We start from the raw sequence: 18930 nt of genomic DNA on the forward strand, positions 1-18930 counted from the left end.
CTCTATAGAACAAGTGTTTAGCAAATACTCATTATAGGCTTTATCACTGACTCACAGTCACATACCAAAGGCAGTTTATCTTGTTCATTATACTATATTACCGTACATTTATATTCTCAGCATAGCATGATATGGGAGATTGTTTCGCTATGCGGTATGAACGGTCGTAATATAGGGAGTCAACGGCATTATAAAAGATTTTATGAGGCCTCTTGTGGATCATACTGCTTTTCTTTGATAAACAAAGTTGGGATCAGACCACATAAGAAGTAAGCACCTGCCATCAGCAGCAGACCTGCACCGATGGAGTTATGCATGGCCATATAGCCAATAGCAACAGGGGCAATCACAGAACCAAGTCGTCCGATATTAAAGGCACCGCCAATGGCTGTCCCTCGAATAGCTGTTGGGAAGCTCTCGGTCAGATAGGTAGCATTGATAGCATAAGGAATCCCATATAAAAAACCAAAGGTAATCATTAACCAGCCAATGTTCTCTGGGGTGTGCGTGTATACCAAAATAGGGATAAACAGTGCAGTACCCATGGTACCAAAGGCAAAGACGATCTTGCGGCCGATTTTATCTGCCATAAATCCTGCCACTACTTTGGCAAACATCATGGTCAAGTAAGTGCCCGCCATATATAGCGCCATCTCTTTAAACTTAATTCCAAGCTCGGTCTCTAAATAAGACGGCAACCAGTTGCTTACCCCAAAATACCCGAACAGTAACAACCCTGAGCTCATCGACCACAATATAAACATGATGCGATGCTTGGGATTTTCAAAGATAGCTTTGTATGGGTTTTCCGCTTTTTTGGTTGTGTCCTTTTCGCCGCTTAATTTGCGCGCACGCGCCTCTTTCCAGGATTGTGGCTCAGGTACTAAGAAGTACATGGAAATGGCTAGCAGCAGTGGCAAAAACGTCAATAGATATAAAGTGCGCCAGCCATAGCTAGGGATGATCCATGCTGAAACGCTGGTAATCACCAAAGATCCGAGCGTAAACCCTGTCATGAGCGCGGCAAGTACCGTGGTTCGATGCTTCGTCGGCACCATCTCAGACATCAACGTGTTGGTGGCGATATATAAGCTGCCAAGCCCTAAGCAAGCAATAAATCTTAGTGCCACAAACTGCTCATAGCTCTGCACAAGCCCACTAAAACCAGACAGGATAGAAAACATCCCAGTCGCCAGAACGATCACGCGTACCCGTCCGAAGCGGTCACAGGCCCAGCCACCAAAAACCCCGCCAATAGCCATGCCAAACAATGACCAGCTGCCCAGCGCGCCAGCTTGTACATTGGTCAATCCAAATTCTTGCTTGAGACTAGAGAGGGTAAAAGCAAGAATACCGATGTCAGCGCCATCACATAGCAATACCAAAAAACAAAAAACAAAGGCCAGCTTCCAAGGCTGTTTTTGGACCGCGCTTGCGCTTGGGTCTGACGTTATAGCGACACTTTTCACAATGTATATCCTTATCGTTGTGAGAATCAAAGTCTGAGTTATAAAAAGAAGGGAACGGCATCAGCATCCTAGCAAATACCGCCTTGTGTTTTGGTGAGTACGCCTGCGAGATATATTACTCGCTGGCTTCTTTGATCATGTTGCGGGCAATGATAACTTGCTGAATTTGGGTCGTACCTTCATACAGACGATAGAGACGCACATCACGATAAAAACGCTCAATACCATAATCTGCGATATAGCCTGCGCCGCCATGGATCTGTACGGCTCTATCCGCCACGCGGCCACACATCTCGGTGGCAAACATTTTGGCGCATGAGGATTCGGTCACGACATCTTTGCCTTCATCACGTAGACGCGCCGCATCTAGTACCATGGATTTGGCGGCATAAATCTCTGCTTTTGAGTCAGCGAGCATGCCTTGAATGAGCTGAAAACTGGCAATAGGCTGCCCAAATTGCTTACGCTCGACGGCATAATGTAATGCATCATTTAGCATGCGAGTGGCGGCGCCAGTACTGGCGGCTGCAATGTGCAAGCGCCCTTTATCAAGAACTTTCATCGCCGTTTTGAACCCAACACCCTCGACACCGCCAATGAGCGCATCGGCTGGTACGACACAGTTGTCAAAGATGACATCGCAGGTATGCGCGCCTTTTTGGCCCATTTTTTTGTCAATTTTGCCCAAAGTAATACCCGGTGTGTCACTCTCCACAATAAATGCCGAAATGCCGCCAGCGCGTTTGTTTTGTGGGTCAGTACGTGCCATGACAGTGAATATACCCGCTTGCGGGGCGTTGGTGATATAGCGCTTGGTACCGTTGATGATATAAGTATCACCATCTCTAACAGCGGTTGTCTTTAGTGAGGCCGCATCTGAGCCTGAGTCAGGCTCGGTCAAGCAAAATGAACCAATGATCTCCCCACTGGCGAGGCGAGGCAGATACTTCTGCTTTTGCGCTTCTGTCCCATCAATCACAAGACCAGAGGAGCCAATACCGTTATTGGTGCCAATCAGTGAGCGAAACGCGGGGGAGGTACGTCCCAGCTCAAATGCCAAGGTCACTTCTTCTTCCATCGTGACACCAAGACCACCGTACTCTTCAGGAATGGTCAGCCCAAATAGCCCAAGCTCGCGCATCTGCTCGATGATCTCTTCTGGTAGGCGATCGTTTTCTGCCACCCAGTGCTCCAGAGGAACGAGTTGGTCATTAACGAAGTTGCGGATGGTATGAGTGATATGGTCGAGGGTTTCTTTATCTCTAATCATATGAGTCTTCCTTGTTGGATAAATGCCTGTTTGATTGATGACTGATAGTCATAATGGTTTTTAACCTGATAGTCATAACGGCTTTTTGACGATGTTAGTCATGTGACGTCCTTGGATGATTAGCATAATCGATGAATAAGTAAATTACAATAGTTTTGGTTTAAAAAACCGCATTGCGGTATTTTTATTATAAATATGATAATTATTCTCTATAATTTTTCTCATTTAACCAATTTTTGCCCTTCACAAACCAAAATAAACAGTATATATTGATATTAAATACCGCATAGCGATATTTTTATTTCAAAATAATCGTTTTAATATGTTTTTGTACTTTATTATGTATTTGTACTTTATATCGGAATGAGGTTTAAGGAGTGGATCATGGAAGAGCAACTCATTATTTGTGAAAAACCAAAAGAGGGCGTGAGTGTCATCACGCTCAATCGACCCAAAGTGCGCAATGCACTAAACAGTGAGCTACGCCAACAAATGGCAGATTTGTTCATTCAGTTAAATGATGATCCACACACCAAGGCGATCGTGCTGACGGGTGGTGATAAGGTGTTTGCCGCTGGTGCCGACATCAATGATTTTTTGACGACTGGCACAGCAGATATGTATTTGCGTCGTAGCGAGCGCTATTGGGATGCCATCACTCATTGCCGCAAGCCCATCATCGCGGCTGTCAATGGTTACGCACTTGGCGGTGGCTGTGAGCTGGCCATGCATGCTGACATCATCATCGCTGGCAAATCTGCCAAATTTGGGCAGCCCGAGATCAAAATAGGACTCATGCCAGGAGCAGGAGGCACGCAGCGTTTGTTTCGTGCCATTGGCAAACACAAAGCCATGAAGATGGTACTGACGGGCGATATGATCAGTGCTGATGAGGCGGACACAATGGGGCTGGTCTCTGAAGTCGTCGACGATGAGGCTGCCATTATGCGTGCCATCGAGATTGCCGAGCAGCTATCAAAGTACTCTCCTATTGCCTTAGCGCAAATCAAGGAGGTGGCAACGCTGGGTGCTGATATGCCTTTAGAAGGCGCGTTAGCACTGGAGCGTAAAGCCTTTCAAATTCTGTTTGATACGCATGACCAAAAAGAAGGCGCCAAAGCTTTTTTGGAAAAGCGCTCAGCCGACTATCAAGGCTATTAAGGGGCAGATGCCGCTTATCTCTTTTGTCCACGCCGACCAACTCTTATCGCAAACTATGTAGAGAAACATTATGACCGTGAATACACTTGCCATTGTTGGCACTGGTATTATGGGTATGGGTATTGCCCAAATTGCTGCCCAAGCTGGTATCCAAGTCCTTTTATATGACGCCAAAGCAGGCGCAGCTGAGCAAGGACGACACTCCTTGCAAGCCATGCTCGAAAAGCTCACCGCTAAAGGCAAATTCAGCGATGACGAGCTACAGGCTATGTTAAGCCGTTTAACCATCGTTCAAGAGTTAAGCCAAATCGCGACCGCTGAGATAGTGGTTGAAGCCATTATCGAAAATCTAGACATCAAAAAACAGCTTTTTGCCCAGTTAGAAAGTGTGGTTACCGCCGATACTATTTTGGCGACCAACACCTCCTCATTATCAGTCACGGCAATTGCTGCTGACTGTGAATATCCAGAGCGCGTGGCAGGGTTTCATTTCTTTAACCCCGTAGCACTGATGAAAATTGTAGAAATTATTCCGGGCCTTTCTACTCAGCAATCAGTTATTGACGCGCTCACTGATTTGGCCAAGCGGATGGGACATCTGGGCGTGGTCGCAAAAGACACACCGGGTTTCATCGTCAACCATGGTGGCAGAGCCTATGGCACCGAAGCGTTAAAAATACTGGGTGAAGGCGTCGCAAGTTTTGAGCAAATAGACCGCATTTTACGAGAGGGCGCCGGCTTTCGCATGGGGCCGTTTGAGCTGTTAGATCTGACGGGCATTGATGTGTCACACCCCGTGATGGAGTCAATTTACGACCAGTTTTATCATGAAGCGCGCTATCGCCCGCATCCATTAACTCGTCAAATGCTGGTAGGCAAAAAGCTCGGCCGTAAAGTTGGCGGCGGTTTTTATCAATACGAAAAAGGTCAAAAGATTTCTGTAGATAGCGCTCAGAATCAATCGTCTAAGGCGGCGGCGCTTATAGCTGATGCCACTATTAGCTCAGTTTGGATTGGCGCTGATTTGGCAGAAGATAAAACGCAGCTGATTGATTACTTAAATGCTCATGACGTCACTATCGATGACAACGACACACCACACCCTGATAGTTTGGTGCTACTCGCCATCTATGGCGAAGATACGACCAATGCTGCGATTCGTTATCAGGTTGATCCCAAGCAAGCGGTTGCGATTGATATGCTCACCGAACTTACAAAGCATCGTACGTTGATGCCAAGCATCGTCACGCAAGAACGATTCGTGGCGCAAGCTTATGCGTTATTTGGCAGTAGCACAGGTAATAAAGGCTCAGATAGTCGTGAAGCAGATGCGCAGGAGGCGAGCAGTGCCACGCTGATTGCCGAAAGTACAGGTTTTGTGGCACAGCGTGTGGTCGCGATGGTGATCAATCTTGGCTGTGACATCGCCATGCAAAAGATTGCCACGCCAGAGGATATCGATAATGCCGTCAAGCTTGGGCTGGGGTATCCGTATGGTCCGATCTCTTGGGGCGATCATCTTGGTGCCTCGCGTGTCCTGCTCATTTTAGAGCGTATCTACGCGCTCACAGGCGATCCACGCTATCGCCCAAGCTCTTGGTTACAGCGCCGCGCCAAGCTGGATGTGTCATTGTTCACTCAGCAGGCCATTTATTAGTACAAACAACAAAATATCCTTATAAAACCATTTATTTAAAGTGAAAAAATACAACAAGGAAGCGTTATGTTAGATGCCTATATTTATGATGGATTAAGAAGCCCTTTTGGCCGCTATGTCGGTGCATTGGCAACGGTGCGTCCTGATGATCTGGTCGCCACCGTGATAAAAGCGCTGGTCGAAAAACATCAATTGTCGAGCGATGTGTTTGATGAAGTGCTGCTAGGCAGTGCTAACCAAGCGGGCGAGGACTCTCGTAACATCGCTCGTAACGCCGCTTTATTGGCAGGGCTGGATGTCACCACGCCAGGTCAGACCGTCAATCGTCTATGTGCGTCAGGTCTGTCTACTGTGGTCGATGCTGCTCGCAGTATTACGTGTCATGAAGGGGATATTATTTTGGCGGGTGGGGTCGAGTCGATGACGCGTGCGCCTTTTGTCTTTGCCAAGACAGAAAAGCCGTTTAGCCGTGACTTTAAAGTATTTGATACGACCATCGGTAGCCGTTTTCCTAACCCAAAGATTATTGAGCAGTTCGGTAACGATACCATGCCGCAGACGGGTGACAATGTTGCTCATAAATATGGCATTACGCGCGAGGAAGCCGATAAGTTTGCCGCCGCATCACAAGCCAAATACCAAGCTGCCAAACAAGCAGGATTCTTTGACGATGAGATAACGCCTATCACCGTCCCACAAGGTAAAAAGTTGCCCGAAAAAGTCGTTACCGATGATGAGCATCCTCGTGCCAGCTCCGATATTGCAGCGCTACAAAAGCTTAAACCCTTAAATGAAAATGGCATAGTTACGGCAGGTAATGCCTCCGGTATCAATGACGGCGCAGCTGCGCTTATCATCGGCTCAAAACAAGCAGAAGAGAAGCTAGGCTTTAAGCCCATTGCCAAAATCTTATCATCAGGTGCGATGGGGGTTGAGCCTAACATCATGGGCGTGGGTCCTGTTGAAGCGATTAAGCTGGCATTAAAGCGTGCAAATTTAACCCTTGATGACATGTCTGTCATTGAGATCAATGAAGCCTTTGCCTCACAGGTACTGGGTTGTCTAAAAGGGTTGGATATTGATTTTGATGATAAGCGCGTCAATCCTAATGGCGGCGCCATCGCGGTCGGGCATCCACTGGGCGCATCTGGTGCACGAATCGCTTTGAGTACCGCTCGAGAATTACAGCGTACGGGCGGTAAATATGCAGTGGTTAGCCTATGCATTGGCATCGGGCAAGGGCTTGCCATGGTGATAGAGCGCGTCTGATATTAAAAGCACGCGCCACATTACTGATTATCAAGAACAGTTTATTATCAAGGATGACACTATGACCACCATACTCAACGAACACGACAACTACCATCAGGCCGAAGAAGCGTATGGGTTTCCGTTAATTATTAAGCAGCTACTCAACCGTGCCAAAATCGCTTCCACCAACCAAACCATTAGCTATGCGGACAAAGTGACTTATACTTATGCTGAGTTTTTTAAGCGTATCAATCGCTTGGCCAATGTCTTAAAAAACATGGGTTTGCAGGCAGGTGATGTGGTCGCGGTCATGGATTGGGACAGTCATCGTTACCTTGAGGCATACTTTGCCGTGCCGATGTCGGGCATGATTTTACAAACGGTCAATGTGCGCTTATCTGAAGATAAAGTGCTGTACACCGTCAACCATGCTGCACCCAAAGCACTGCTGTTAAATGCTGAATTTGCGCCGATGATCAAAGATTATCGTGACGATGCACCGTCTATTGAGCATGTCATCTGGGCAGACGATGCAGAGGATGACAATGCAAGTAGTGAGAAAGCTGAGCTGCCTGACTATGTTGACGGTGAATATGAGGCGCTATTAGCAGCTGCTAGTGACGAGTTTGACTTCCCAGATTTTGATGAAAACACCATCGCGACCACCTTTTATACCAGTGGGACGACAGGCGATCCAAAAGGAGTTTTCTTTACCCATCGCCAGATCGTACTACAGACGATGGCAAGCACTTTGGCATCAGCGCTCAATGCCGAAGGTCAAGGCGCGCGCTACGACGATGTCTATATGCCAATGACGCCTTTATTCCATGTTCATGCGTGGTGCTGGCCATATGGCGCAACAATGATAGGGCTAAACCAAGTATATCCGGGGCGCTATCTAGCTCCAAAGCTTGTCGATTTGATTGAGCAGCATAAAGTCACGCTATCGCATGGCGTCCCCGCCATATTGCAGATGCTCCTCAAAGAAATGGCCGCGCGCGGTCGTAAGTTTGAGAATCTCAAACTACTGCTAGGGGGCTCAAAGCTCAATGAGGGCTTAGCTAAAGCCGCTATCGAGTGCGGTATTGAGTTTATGTCAGGGTTTGGGATGTCAGAGTCCTGCCCTGTGCTGTCTCGAGCGGTATTCGATGACAAAACCGAGTCAATGACCCTAGAGGACAATCTCAATTATCGCTGTCTGTCAGGCTCGCCCATCATGCTGGTATCGATGGAAATTTGGGACGAAAATGGTCAACCCCAACCGATGGATGGTGAGTCGACAGGCGAGCTTGTGATACGAGCGCCGTGGCTAACGCAAAGCTACTTTAAAAATCCCGATGCAGGCAATGCGTTATGGAAAGGCGGCTGGATGCATACGCAAGACATTGCCTGCATAAGCGCCGATGGTACGCTGAGCATCACCGATAGACTAAAAGACGTTATCAAGTCTGGTGGCGAATGGGTGTCCTCGCTTGAGGTTGAGACGATTCTATCCTTTCACCCAAGCGTTGCTGATATCGCGGTAATTGGTGTCCCAGATACGCGCTGGGGCGAGCGCCCTCTTGCATTGGTCGTGCTAAAACCAGACTATGCCGATACAACGTCGACAGATATTTTGGCACTGGGTCATCAAGCGGTTGAGAGAGGTCATTTGCCAAAATATGGCGTCCCAAGTGAAGTGAGGTTCTTATCCGAGATGCCAAAAACCAGCGTCGGTAAACTCGATAAAAAACGCATGCGCTCGATGTATTCAGAAAACCTCATCTAGCCAAATAGACCTGTCACCATCACAGCGAGTTTACTAACAGAAAAGACGTATATAAACCCTAGTATCTGCATAAATGCTAGGGATGGAGGAGGTGTGTGTCATGAGTACCCTGAGTCACACGCATCATCTATATAACAAAACCTACCTAATAAAAAGAGACAAGCTATGGAAGCGGTTCCTACATTTCCAGAAATACAAGAAGCTGTCACCAGTGATGACAGTCATCCATTACACGACTTTACGGTGATCTACCCTCAACAAGTGGAATGGGGTGATATGGATACCTTTGGTCATGTCAACAATGTGGTCTATTACGAATACTCTCAAAATGCTCGTATTTACTACAACAGGCGGCTTGGTTTATTTAATGAAAAAACGTTTTCGGTGATGGCGGCCTCGTCATGTCGATACCTTACTCCAGTTGCTTATCCTGATACGTTGTGGATCGGCGTCAAGGTCAAAAAAATCGGCAACTCAAGTCTGGTGCACGAATACACCTATTATAGTACCGCACTAAAAAAAGTCGTTGCAATCGGTGAGTCGGTTTTGGTCTATCTCGATAAATTGAGCGGACAAAAAAAGCCAATCGATGAGACGCAAAAAGAAGCCATTGCAGCATTAGAGAGTATCGACCAAGAAGCATAACACCCAATAGAACATCAATTCGTTACTGACTCTTTGATGAGACAGCAGGTAATAGGTAGGAGGCAATTTATAAAAAACGCATTCATGGTTATGAAGTAAAGAGCGCGTAATCGCCATTGGCATTGATAAGGATATCAACATATAACAGGGAAGAGAGGAATGATGCTTTATACAAAAAGGCTATCTATAGGATTGGCTATGGTAGCAACCTGCGCATCTGCGCAAGCGATCGATATTGTGACAACGGGCGATACAACATTGAGTATCGGGGGTTATATCAAAGCAGAAGGGGCATTTAATTCGCCTGATGAGGGAGATTCAGAATTTAAAGGAAACTTACGCCAGTCACGTATTAATATGAAGACGACCAAGTCTGTGGAGGATAAAAAGCTCACAGGTTTTATTGAAGGCGATTTTTATGGGGATTATGCCAAGGGCGGATCCAACCTGCGCTTGCGCCATGCTTATGTGCAAGTGGATGATCTGACAGTGGGTAAAACGTGGAACGGTCAATTTTTGGCCGTTGCACCCCTCTCCACCGAGCAGCTTGATTTTTGGGGAACAGGTATCGGCACAGCCTCCGGTGGCGGCTCATACATTCGTCCAGATTTGACGGTGCATTACACTTACAAGGGGCTGCGTTTTACCGCTCAAGACCCCGTGTATGACGATGCCAGCCTGCCTGACATGGTGGTCAGCTACAAAGATAAGATAGCCAATCTCGACTATAATGTCGCTGTCACGGCGCGTGAGGCTGAGAACGGAGAGGACTCGGATGTGGGCGTCGGCGTGTCTTTAGCAGGCAAGCTGGCTTTGGGAGAGCATTCGCTCCATGGTAGTGTGTTCAATGGTAAAGGCATGGGTGCTTATTCTGCCATATGTGTGGGCGGGCCGCTTATTATGAATGGCGGTGCCGATTGTGACGCTGAAGATGGCAAACTGATCTCTCAGACAGGTTATAGTGTTGGTTATAAGCATCAGTTCTCTCAAAAACTGCGTGGCAACTTGCGTTATGGTGAGGTCAATGTCGATGACGCGGCAAATACCTCTGCCAATGTCAAAAGCGCCAACCTTATCTATGAGTATCTGCCAGATTTAGACTTGGGGATTGAGTGGCGAGAGCAAAGTGCGACGACCTTTCCATGGATGCCAGCAGGTCAGCAAATTGAAATAATGGCCAAATACGAGTTTTGAGAGTGATGAATTGAGAGGGGTGCTATTTTTAATGATATTTATAATATAGCTCACGATAGACTTGTCATGCTACCAAGCGCATTAAACAACACCCTAGACATTTATCAATGCATGGGGTGTTTTGGTGAGGGTCGCTAATAGTTATCTACAAGTGTTGTATCGATTCATCCCAATAGGGCGGTGAACCGTAATACCCTTCGATAAAATCGATAAAACATCTGATTTTGTGCGGCAACAGCTTTCGATGGGCGTACACCGCATACAACCCCAATGTCTCGGGTTCATAATCAGGTAACACCATCATAAGCTTCCCTTTACTCAGTGCTTCGCTTGCAATAAACGTGGGCTGTAATGCTATTCCAGCGCCAGCCACTGCCGCATTGACAAGCAAATCTCCGTTATTACTGCTCAGCTCTGGGCTTAGCTGATTGGTCGCATCTAGCCACTGATAAATATCTTCTTTGCCGTATTTTTCCATATAACTGTAATGCAAATACCGATGGTTTTTTAGGTCTTCAGGTTTGCTGGGCACGCCATATTTCTCTAGATAGGCAGGGGAAGCACACAAGATGACGCGGACAGGCGCAACTTGCTTAGCAATCAGTGACGAGCTTTTGAGCTGACCGATGCGCAGCGCCACATCAAATCCTTCTTCAACGATATCTACTTTGCGGTCGTTGAGCTGCAAATCGACATTGACCGAAGGATAACGTGTCTGAAAATCCGTCACCAATTTTGCCATATGTTTGAGGGCAAAGGACACAGGCGCGCTTATTCTCAATGTGCCTTTTGGGTTCTGCTGAAACCCACCTAATTTGGACTCCATATCATCGATACTGAGTAACACTTGCTGTGCATGCTCGAAATAGTGAGTACCTGCCTCCGTCAGACTGACTTTACGGGTCGTGCGGTTCAGTAAGCGTATATCCAGTCGCTCTTCTAGCTTTGACACATATTTGCTCACCAACTGCGGCGACAGTTGCATGGCTGTAGCGGCATTGCTAAAACTGCCCTCAATCACCACTGATACAAACGCCCGCATCGCATCAATTCTATCCATTATTCAGGTTTTCCTTCCAGCGGTTATCAATATTCTCTCGTCAGTCATCTTACGCTGTTGCTTCACCGATAGTAAAGTCGTGCGTTCTATTGACCTTGGATAGCAGCGTTGATTTTTCATCTAAAATGTTTCTATTTAATATAAATGATAATGGGGCTGTAGTAGATAAGCACTATGCTAGACTACTTTTATGAAGATAACCCGTTGTAAACTAAGTAAAAAAGTACAGCGAAGGCTGTTAGGGTTTTTCACAGCTGAAGTGACTGCTAGAACAGCCGCAGATTTGCTTGATATTCAGCCTAATACTGCTGCACTTTTTTATCATAAAATAAGACTTGTGATAGATGACCATCTCTCATTAGAAGCTGATGAGCTTTTTGATGGTGAGGTCGAATTAGATGAAAGTTACTTTGGCGGTGTACACAAAGGTAAAAAAGGTCGCGGGGTCGTAGCAGACACCAAGCAGACCACGCTAATGCCTGCCATTAAGCGTAACATCAAGCCTGACAGCTTTGTTTATACGGATAGCTATCGAAGTTACAATGCACTGGATGTGAGCGAGTTTAAACATTTCAGAGTCAATCACTCTATAGAGTTTATTTGCGGTAAAAACAATCACATCAATGGCATTGAGAACTTTTGGAATCAGTCTAAATGAACACTCAGAAAGTATAATGGAATCGATAAGAAGCACTTCCATTTATTTTTAAAAGAGTGTGAGTTTAGATTCAACTATGGTTCACCATCTAATCAGCTGAAAACCTTGAGAAAATGGTGTGATATTTAATCCTTGAAGAAATTCAATCTGCAATCGTCTTTGCTTATACTGCTTTAGAAGCACTTGCTAATCTTAGTATTCCTCATGGGCACATTTACCAAGCTAAGAAAAACTCAAAAGGTATTATAGAGTCATACGATAAAGTAGCCATTAAGCGGTGGCTTAGTTTAAAAACTAAGATTAAATACATTCTTCCTGAGTTGTACGAAACTAAGGCTGTAGAAAAGCAAAAATGGTGGGGACATTTTGTTACTCTTGAAGAGTACAGAAATGAGATAATCCACCAGAAATCTATCGATGCAACTGAGTTTTATAAAGCATATTTCAAAGACTCTATTTTTAATATTATCAACTGCATATAGTCGAACCACTATTAAAGTGTTACAGCGTTAGACTCGTTTAGCCTACTACTGTAGTACCTGCACTCGTCTGCCTTGTACCACTTTTAATATTGATTGACTATAGAGCCCGTAATATCATTTTTCTACGTAGCTCATCAGGCTAATGGTAAAACTAATGAAGTGTGGCCTTGGTTAAAAGACCATATTGATATTCCATCGGTAGAGTTTCAGCAAAATCAATTTGAAGTTACTGGGAGTGTTCATCAAGGCTTCAACTAATCGTTATAATAAGCCATTAAAATATACAAAAAATGGCTGTTTTTTTAACTTTTTATTTCAGGAGCTATTTGATTTTCTTAATGATCCGTGGGTATAACTCTGATCATTGCCTAACTTATTTCATGATGACATCAAAGAGTACATTTAGCCAGTTATAAGCGCTGAGCGTTTTATACCTTCCAAGCCAACTTAGTTTCCACCACTACCCAAGCAGTGGAAACTGATACATATTGGCATAAATCAGTGTGGCCACAAACACCATGATGACGCCCAGCCATACCAGTGAGATTTGTCCTTTTGACCATGACATGTGCCAATTAATCTTACCCCTTGCGGTCAGCCACTCCGTCACACTGATCGCAATGATCAGCCACAGCGACCCCACCAAAAACCCGCCTAGCACATCGCTCAGATAGTGCTCGTTTAACACGATTCTACTCAGTCCAATCAGCACACACAGCAAAACAGCCAGTGAGAGCAGCCGGACTTGACGAACAAAGCGACTGCTAAAACGAATCGCCATATAACCCAAAAACCCATAGAGCGCGATGCTGACCGTCGCATGACCACTTGGGAATGAGTAGGTATGCTCATGCAACAAAATATCGACAGGGCGTGCGCGTTGAAACACCATTTTATTCACAAAGGTAAAGGCTGTGCTGCCGATGGTCGAGACCAGTAGTCCTATAATGACGTAAGGCCGGCGCACCACCATACACAAAATGGCAGTCAGTACGACAATCAGGCAAGTGACGGGCGTAGAGCCCAAACTGGTGATCAACACAAAGATATCTATGATGCCAGACTCGCGCAGTACGCTCATATGCTGCGATACAAACAAATCAGTGGTCACGATAGAGTCGGCCTCCACCACATCCTCAACCAAACCTGCAAACACTGCCAAAATATATACATTGAGCAGCGTTAAAACCGTGAGTATCAGACCAGAAAAATGACCGCGGGCAAAGCGCTTGGCGATAAAGCCAAACAATACAGGGTATTTGTCCTGTAAACGTGTGATCAAGGGTAGGCGGGCGATATGTCCACGCAGCCACAGCTCACCGCGTGAGATCAGACTGAGCGCGGGCTTGCCATAATGAATCAATACATATTGTAGCACCCACAAGAAAACAACGATGGACAATAGCGCCATCGCCAAACTGAATAACTGCTGGTTTTCTTGTATAAATGCGATCATGAACAGAGAAGCCTTTGTGTCGTGCGTCATAAAAATGGGACAGATGGAGGTGGCTTGGCAACGCGCCAAATAATAAATGCCGAATATCAAATACCAGATACTAAATCAGAAGCGGCTGCTACTGTAGCAGACCTATTGATGATTGCTGTCTGCTTTTGTTTACGGTGTGTCAATGCAGAAAAACCCCATTGATGAGATGACTGACCAGACTCTTTTCTTCAGACCCTTACTATGTTTGATAGTCTTGGTGTCCAACCAATTAACAACACTACGTTGATAATTATTCAATATAACTTGGCTTACTCTTCCATAACGATGATAGTAAAGTATGTTTATACCAATATCTAAACACTTTATCTTACTATTACGTTATGGAGTACTCATCAATGCAATCCTCATTATTCAATAGAGTTTTAACATCGAAAGCTGGCACAGCTGCCTTAATCCTTCGTGTACCTGTGGGCCTAATTTTGATGGCACATGGCGCGCAAAAGCTATTTGGCTGGTTTGGCGGCAATGGGCTGGCAGGTACGGCAGGCTGGTTGAGCAGTATGGGTATGGAGCCCGGCTACCTGATGGCTATCTTAGCAGGCGGTGCTGAGTTTTTTGGTGGTCTTGCGTTAGTATTAGGATTATTAACGAGACCTGCAGCATTGATCGCCGCTTTTACGATGTTAGTTGCTATTTTTTCTGTCCATATCGGTAGTGGCTTATTCATTGCCAATGGCGGCTACGAATATGCATTGACCTTGATGGTGGCGCTGCTGGCACTGGTGGTACAAGGTGGCGGTGCGATAAGTATGGATAAGGTATTATCAAAAAATCTAGGGCGAGCTTAAGCGGATTGTGTAATAGTTACCTTTAATGGCTATCAGTAACACTAAAAAAGTGTCACCTTCAAGATCGTCATGACTTACATTAACCGTTTCATATCAACCAATAAAACCATCTTATAAAAGTGACAAGGAGAAAGTGATGAGCATATACGCATCTAACGGGGCAGTGAGCCTGCCTGTATTCTTTATACCGCATGGCGCAGGACCTTGTTTTTTTATGGATTGGCAACCTGCGGATACATGGGACGGTATGGCAAGTTTTTTAGCGAGCATTACCACTCGATTACCTGAGCGACCAAAGGCTATTTTAATCATTAGCGGCCATTGGCAGACGCCTGAATTTCGTATCACCTCTGGCGCAAAACCTGATCTGATTTACGATTATTATGGCTTTCCTGAGCATACTTATGATTTGGCTTACCCGGCATCAGGTGCGCCCGCGTTGTCTGAGCGAGTCAGTAATCTGCTGACAGCGGCAGGCATTCCAAATGAGCAAGATGCGGCGCGTGGATTTGATCACGGCGTCTTTATACCGTTAAAGGTAATGTTCCCTGAGGCAGATATTCCCGTGGTACAGATGTCACTACGTAATGATCTCGACCCAGAAGCGCATCTGGCAGCAGGTCAAGCCCTGCAATCATTACGCCAAGAAGGGGTGTTGATCATCGGTAGCGGTATGAGCTTTCATAATATGCGCGGCTATGGTGATGCAAACTTCACCGCACCGTCTGAAGTTTTTGACGACTGGCTGACCGATATTGTTGCAGCGGATGCGGAGACGCGGTGGTCAGCACTGGCTAACTGGTCAAAAGCCCCTTATGCAATGGCCTCACATCCATTAGGCGCAGAGGAGCATTTGCTACCGCTGATGGTGGCAGCAGGTGCAGCAGGCAATGATAAGGGGGATAAAATTTACTCTGAGCAAGTGCTAAAAACGCAGCTATCTGCTTTTCAGTTTGGATAAAGTCCAAGTAGAGAACGCCATTCAGCTGATCACTTGAAAAAGAGGGCGTGATGACCAATAAAAAAATACGCTACTGTAGAGTGAAACCATTATAAAAATGGTATAGCAAGATTAAACGCTATTTTTCGCAGCCTCTGGAGACGCAGTCACAGCAAGCAAGAAAAATAGCGTTTAATCGAGCGCGTTTCCTATGCTGTATCAATTTTATTGAGGTTCTACTGTATTAGATTGGCCCATATCTAGCATAAAACAGACTATCATATGTCTTTATGCCTCAATTGAGCTTATCAAATCCACTCATCACAACCCATCAAGGAGCGATCATGCGTATTACTGCCAATTTTGACGCAGGTAATATTGACGTACTTAATATAGAAGATAAAAATAATATTCAGCTCGCCATTCGTCCAGACGTTGGCGAAGAATTTTTCCAATGGTTTAACTTCCGTCTCTCTGGCGAGGTTGGAGAGGAGTACGTTCTTCATATTATGAATGCAGGGGAGGCTTCCTATCTCGAAGGGTGGGAGAATTATCAAGCAGTCGCTTCCTACGATCGTCAGCATTGGTTCCGTTTGCCTACTTCTTACCAAGATGGCAAATTAACCATCGTGGCAGAGCTGGCGTGCGAAACCATCCAAATTGCTTATTTTGCCCCTTATAGTTATGAGCGTCATCAAGATTTATTAGCCGCTGTACAGACACATCCGCTAGTGACGCTAGAGCATTTGGGTGACACGCTGGATAAGCGTGACCTTACTTTGGTCAAAATTGGTGATGGCGATACTAATAAACGCAATATTTGGATCACTGCGCGTCAGCATCCGGGTGAAACGATGGCGGAATGGCTGGTCGAAGGTTTGCTCTATAGCTTGTTAGACAGCGACAATGCCAATAGCAGGCTGTTATTAGATAAAGCCAATTTCTATATTGTGCCCAATATGAATCCTGATGGCAGTGTACGCGGTCATCTACGTACGAACGCCGCAGGTACGAACCTAAACCGTGAGTGGGCAAGTCCAAGCTTGGACAAAAGCCCTGAAGTGTTTTATGTGATTAAGAAGATGGAAGAGACGGGCGTTGATCTGTTTTATGATGTGCATGGCGATGAAGCATTGCCGTATGCATTCCTTGCGGGCTCTCAAGGCACGCCGAATTATAACGAGCGCCTTGCACATCTACGTGATCGGTTTTCAGACGCATTGAAATTAGCCAGTGCTGACTTTCAGACCGAGGCCGGCTATGAGATTGATGCGCCAGGTAAGGCGAACATGACGCTTGCAACCCACTGGGTCGCTGAGCGTTTTGATTGTCTTGCCAATACGTTAGAGATGCCATTTAAAGACAACGATAATCTACCTGATACAGAGATGGGCTGGTCACCAGAGCGTTCTATTCAGTTAGGGGAAGCATCGCTTATCGCCATGCTAGCCGTCGTTGACGATTTACGTTAATTGACGCTAACTGAAGATTTAGATAGACAGTCGTTGTTCAAACGCTAGTAAGTACTCACTTACTAGCGTTTTTTATTTATCAGATATTTATGTGTATAGTTATGATTTTCCTATAGTAAACAATTATATAAAGCGTTCGCCACTTTTAAAATAATACTGAAAAATGATCAATAGTGGCTGTATGAAGTACAACACTTTCATAACAATGGATACCATGACGGCGGATAAAATGTAGCGTGTACCTAATAATATAACCATAAGTTAAATAATCAGGATGGTTGCAATCATGAGTAAAACTAAAACAATTTTAATTACCGGTAGCACAGATGGCATTGGTAAGTTGGCTGCTTTAAAGCTAGCAGAGGCTGGGCATCAAGTGTACCTGCATGGCCGCGATGCTGACAAACTTGCCAGCGTCATTGCAGAAGTTCAAGCAGGGGCAACAGGCGATGCGGTAGATCATATTGATGGATTTGTCGCTGATTTCTCTGACTTAACAGATGTACTCAAGATGGCCACAGACGTCAATGAAAAGCTACCAAAGCTGGATGTATTGATAAACAACGCAGGGATTTATACCACGGCATCAGCGATAACTAAAGATGGTTTGGACGTACGCTTTGTGGTCAATTACCTAGCGCCTTATGAGCTGACCAATGCTTTATTACCGTTACTCAAGCAATCTAATAAAGCGCGTATCGTAAATCTGAGCTCGGCTGCTCAAGCTCCAATATCATATAAGGCATTTGTAGGACAAGAGCGTCTCGATGACAAAGCTGCCTATGCGCAAAGTAAGCTGGCGCTCACGATGTGGAGTATGGATTTGGCAGATAGAGTCGCTAGCGATGGTATCAATGTGATCGCTGTTAACCCAGGCTCACTGCTGAACACCAAGATGGTTGATGAAGCCTACGGTCATCACTGGTCATCAGCAGATAAAGGCGCAAATATCTTAACGGCATTGGCTGTCTCGGACGAGTTCGCGGACGACACGGGTAAATACTTTGACAACGATATCAAAGATGGTGCACATGGCGCTGCTAGGGGCGAATTTGGTCAACCGCATGCCGATGCGTTAGACAAAGAAGCCATTGCAGAGCTAGAAAGCCAAACACAGCAGGTGTTACAGTCGTTATATTAAAAATAGGGGCTGTCCTAGATAAGTAAAATTATTTAGGATAGTACTATGAGAAAGAGTAAACTAAGTTGGTATAAACAAAACAGACTCATCGAGCTATTTGTTGCCGGTTCTACCGCGAGAACAGCAGCAAGCCTAATTGGTGTTAATAAAACCACAGCCAGTTATTACTTTCATAGGCTACGAGTGCTTATTTACGAGAATAGTCAAGACCCTGGTCTATTTGAAGGCGAAATCGAAGTAGACGAATCATACTTTGGTGGCACTCGTAAAGGCAAGCGAGGGCGAGGTGCTGGTAGCAAAGTGCCCGTGTTTGGCCTATTAAAGCGTAAGTGAAGCCTGATAGCATTGTTTATACTGACTCATTTAAAAGCTATAACGCATTAGATGTCAGTGAGTTTACTCATTATCTCATCAACCACTCCAAAACCTTTGTTAATGACAAGAATCATATTAATGGTATAGAGAAC

The 18930-nt window shown here is 45.5% G+C and carries 14 protein-coding genes and 2 pseudogenes; 12 read left to right on the forward strand and 4 right to left on the reverse strand.

Annotated elements, in window-relative coordinates; genetic code table 11:
- Positions 1-200: 200 nt before the first annotated feature.
- The gene (locus BLR43_RS04775; protein ID WP_071001514.1) at positions 201-1469 is read right to left on the reverse strand and encodes an MFS transporter; all 1269 of its coding nucleotides are present in this window, start codon (positions 1467-1469) and stop codon (positions 201-203) included.
- 115 nt (positions 1470-1584) lie between these two features.
- Positions 1585-2739: an acyl-CoA dehydrogenase family protein gene (locus BLR43_RS04780; RefSeq protein ID WP_058025401.1), complete on the reverse strand. Its 1155-nt coding sequence runs from the start codon at positions 2737-2739 to the stop codon at positions 1585-1587.
- 384 nt (positions 2740-3123) lie between these two features.
- Here BLR43_RS04780 and BLR43_RS04785 point away from each other — a divergent pair, with 384 nt between their 5' ends.
- The 6 genes from BLR43_RS04785 (at position 3124) to BLR43_RS04810 (ending at position 10415) form a co-directional block, all read left to right on the forward strand.
- Positions 3124-3900, forward strand: a complete 777-nt coding sequence (locus tag BLR43_RS04785) for an enoyl-CoA hydratase (RefSeq protein ID WP_093069220.1) — start codon at positions 3124-3126, stop codon at positions 3898-3900.
- 70 nt (positions 3901-3970) lie between these two features.
- Complete coding sequence (locus BLR43_RS04790) at positions 3971-5557, forward strand: 3-hydroxyacyl-CoA dehydrogenase (RefSeq protein WP_093069221.1); 1587 nt, start codon at positions 3971-3973, stop codon at positions 5555-5557.
- Between the two features lie 66 nt (positions 5558-5623).
- Entirely contained in the window at positions 5624-6826 is a 1203-nt protein-coding gene (locus tag BLR43_RS04795) for a 3-oxoadipyl-CoA thiolase (protein WP_093069222.1), read from the forward strand.
- Between the two features lie 61 nt (positions 6827-6887).
- Positions 6888-8576, forward strand: a complete 1689-nt coding sequence (locus tag BLR43_RS04800) for a fatty acid--CoA ligase (RefSeq protein ID WP_071001518.1) — start codon at positions 6888-6890, stop codon at positions 8574-8576.
- 165 nt (positions 8577-8741) lie between these two features.
- Positions 8742-9221, forward strand: coding sequence for an acyl-CoA thioesterase (locus BLR43_RS04805; RefSeq protein WP_071001519.1), 480 nt, complete (start codon positions 8742-8744; stop codon positions 9219-9221).
- Positions 9222-9419: 198 nt separating this feature from the next.
- On the forward strand, positions 9420-10415 hold the full coding sequence (locus BLR43_RS04810) for a hypothetical protein (RefSeq protein WP_227517170.1): 996 nt from the start codon (positions 9420-9422) through the stop codon (positions 10413-10415).
- Between the two features lie 145 nt (positions 10416-10560).
- Here the strand turns inward: BLR43_RS04810 and BLR43_RS04815 are convergent, their stop codons facing one another.
- A complete protein-coding gene (locus BLR43_RS04815) occupies positions 10561-11475 on the reverse strand; it encodes a LysR family transcriptional regulator (RefSeq protein WP_071001520.1) in 915 nt (304 codons plus the stop codon).
- Between the two features lie 190 nt (positions 11476-11665).
- Here BLR43_RS04815 and BLR43_RS04820 point away from each other — a divergent pair.
- Positions 11666-12262, forward strand: a pseudogene (locus tag BLR43_RS04820) (IS1595 family transposase).
- Between the two features lie 813 nt (positions 12263-13075).
- On the opposite strand, the gene BLR43_RS04825 reads toward BLR43_RS04820, so the two are convergent.
- The gene (locus BLR43_RS04825; RefSeq protein WP_093069223.1) at positions 13076-14071 is read right to left on the reverse strand and encodes a phosphatase PAP2 family protein; all 996 of its coding nucleotides are present in this window, start codon (positions 14069-14071) and stop codon (positions 13076-13078) included.
- A 386-nt stretch (positions 14072-14457) separates the two neighbouring features.
- On the opposite strand from BLR43_RS04825, the gene BLR43_RS04830 reads away from it, so the two are divergent.
- The 5 genes and pseudogenes from BLR43_RS04830 to BLR43_RS04850 all read left to right on the forward strand — a co-directional run.
- A complete protein-coding gene (locus BLR43_RS04830) occupies positions 14458-14910 on the forward strand; it encodes a DoxX family protein (RefSeq protein WP_071001522.1) in 453 nt (150 codons plus the stop codon).
- A 136-nt stretch (positions 14911-15046) separates the two neighbouring features.
- Positions 15047-15871 (forward strand): DODA-type extradiol aromatic ring-opening family dioxygenase, encoded by an 825-nt coding sequence (locus BLR43_RS04835; protein ID WP_093069225.1) that lies wholly within the window; start codon positions 15047-15049, stop codon positions 15869-15871.
- Between the two features lie 323 nt (positions 15872-16194).
- Positions 16195-17322 (forward strand): M14 family metallopeptidase, encoded by a 1128-nt coding sequence (locus tag BLR43_RS04840; protein WP_093069226.1) that lies wholly within the window; start codon positions 16195-16197, stop codon positions 17320-17322.
- Positions 17323-17608: 286 nt separating this feature from the next.
- Positions 17609-18463 carry an SDR family NAD(P)-dependent oxidoreductase gene (locus BLR43_RS04845; protein ID WP_093069227.1) on the forward strand — a complete coding sequence of 285 codons (855 nt, stop codon included), beginning with the start codon at positions 17609-17611 and terminating at the stop codon, positions 18461-18463.
- Between the two features lie 45 nt (positions 18464-18508).
- Positions 18509-18930 (forward strand): annotated as a pseudogene (locus BLR43_RS04850) (IS1595 family transposase); the annotation flags it as partial.

Source organism: Psychrobacter pacificensis, from assembly GCF_900101915.1.
Classification (GTDB): Bacteria; Pseudomonadota; Gammaproteobacteria; order Pseudomonadales; family Moraxellaceae; genus Psychrobacter; species Psychrobacter pacificensis.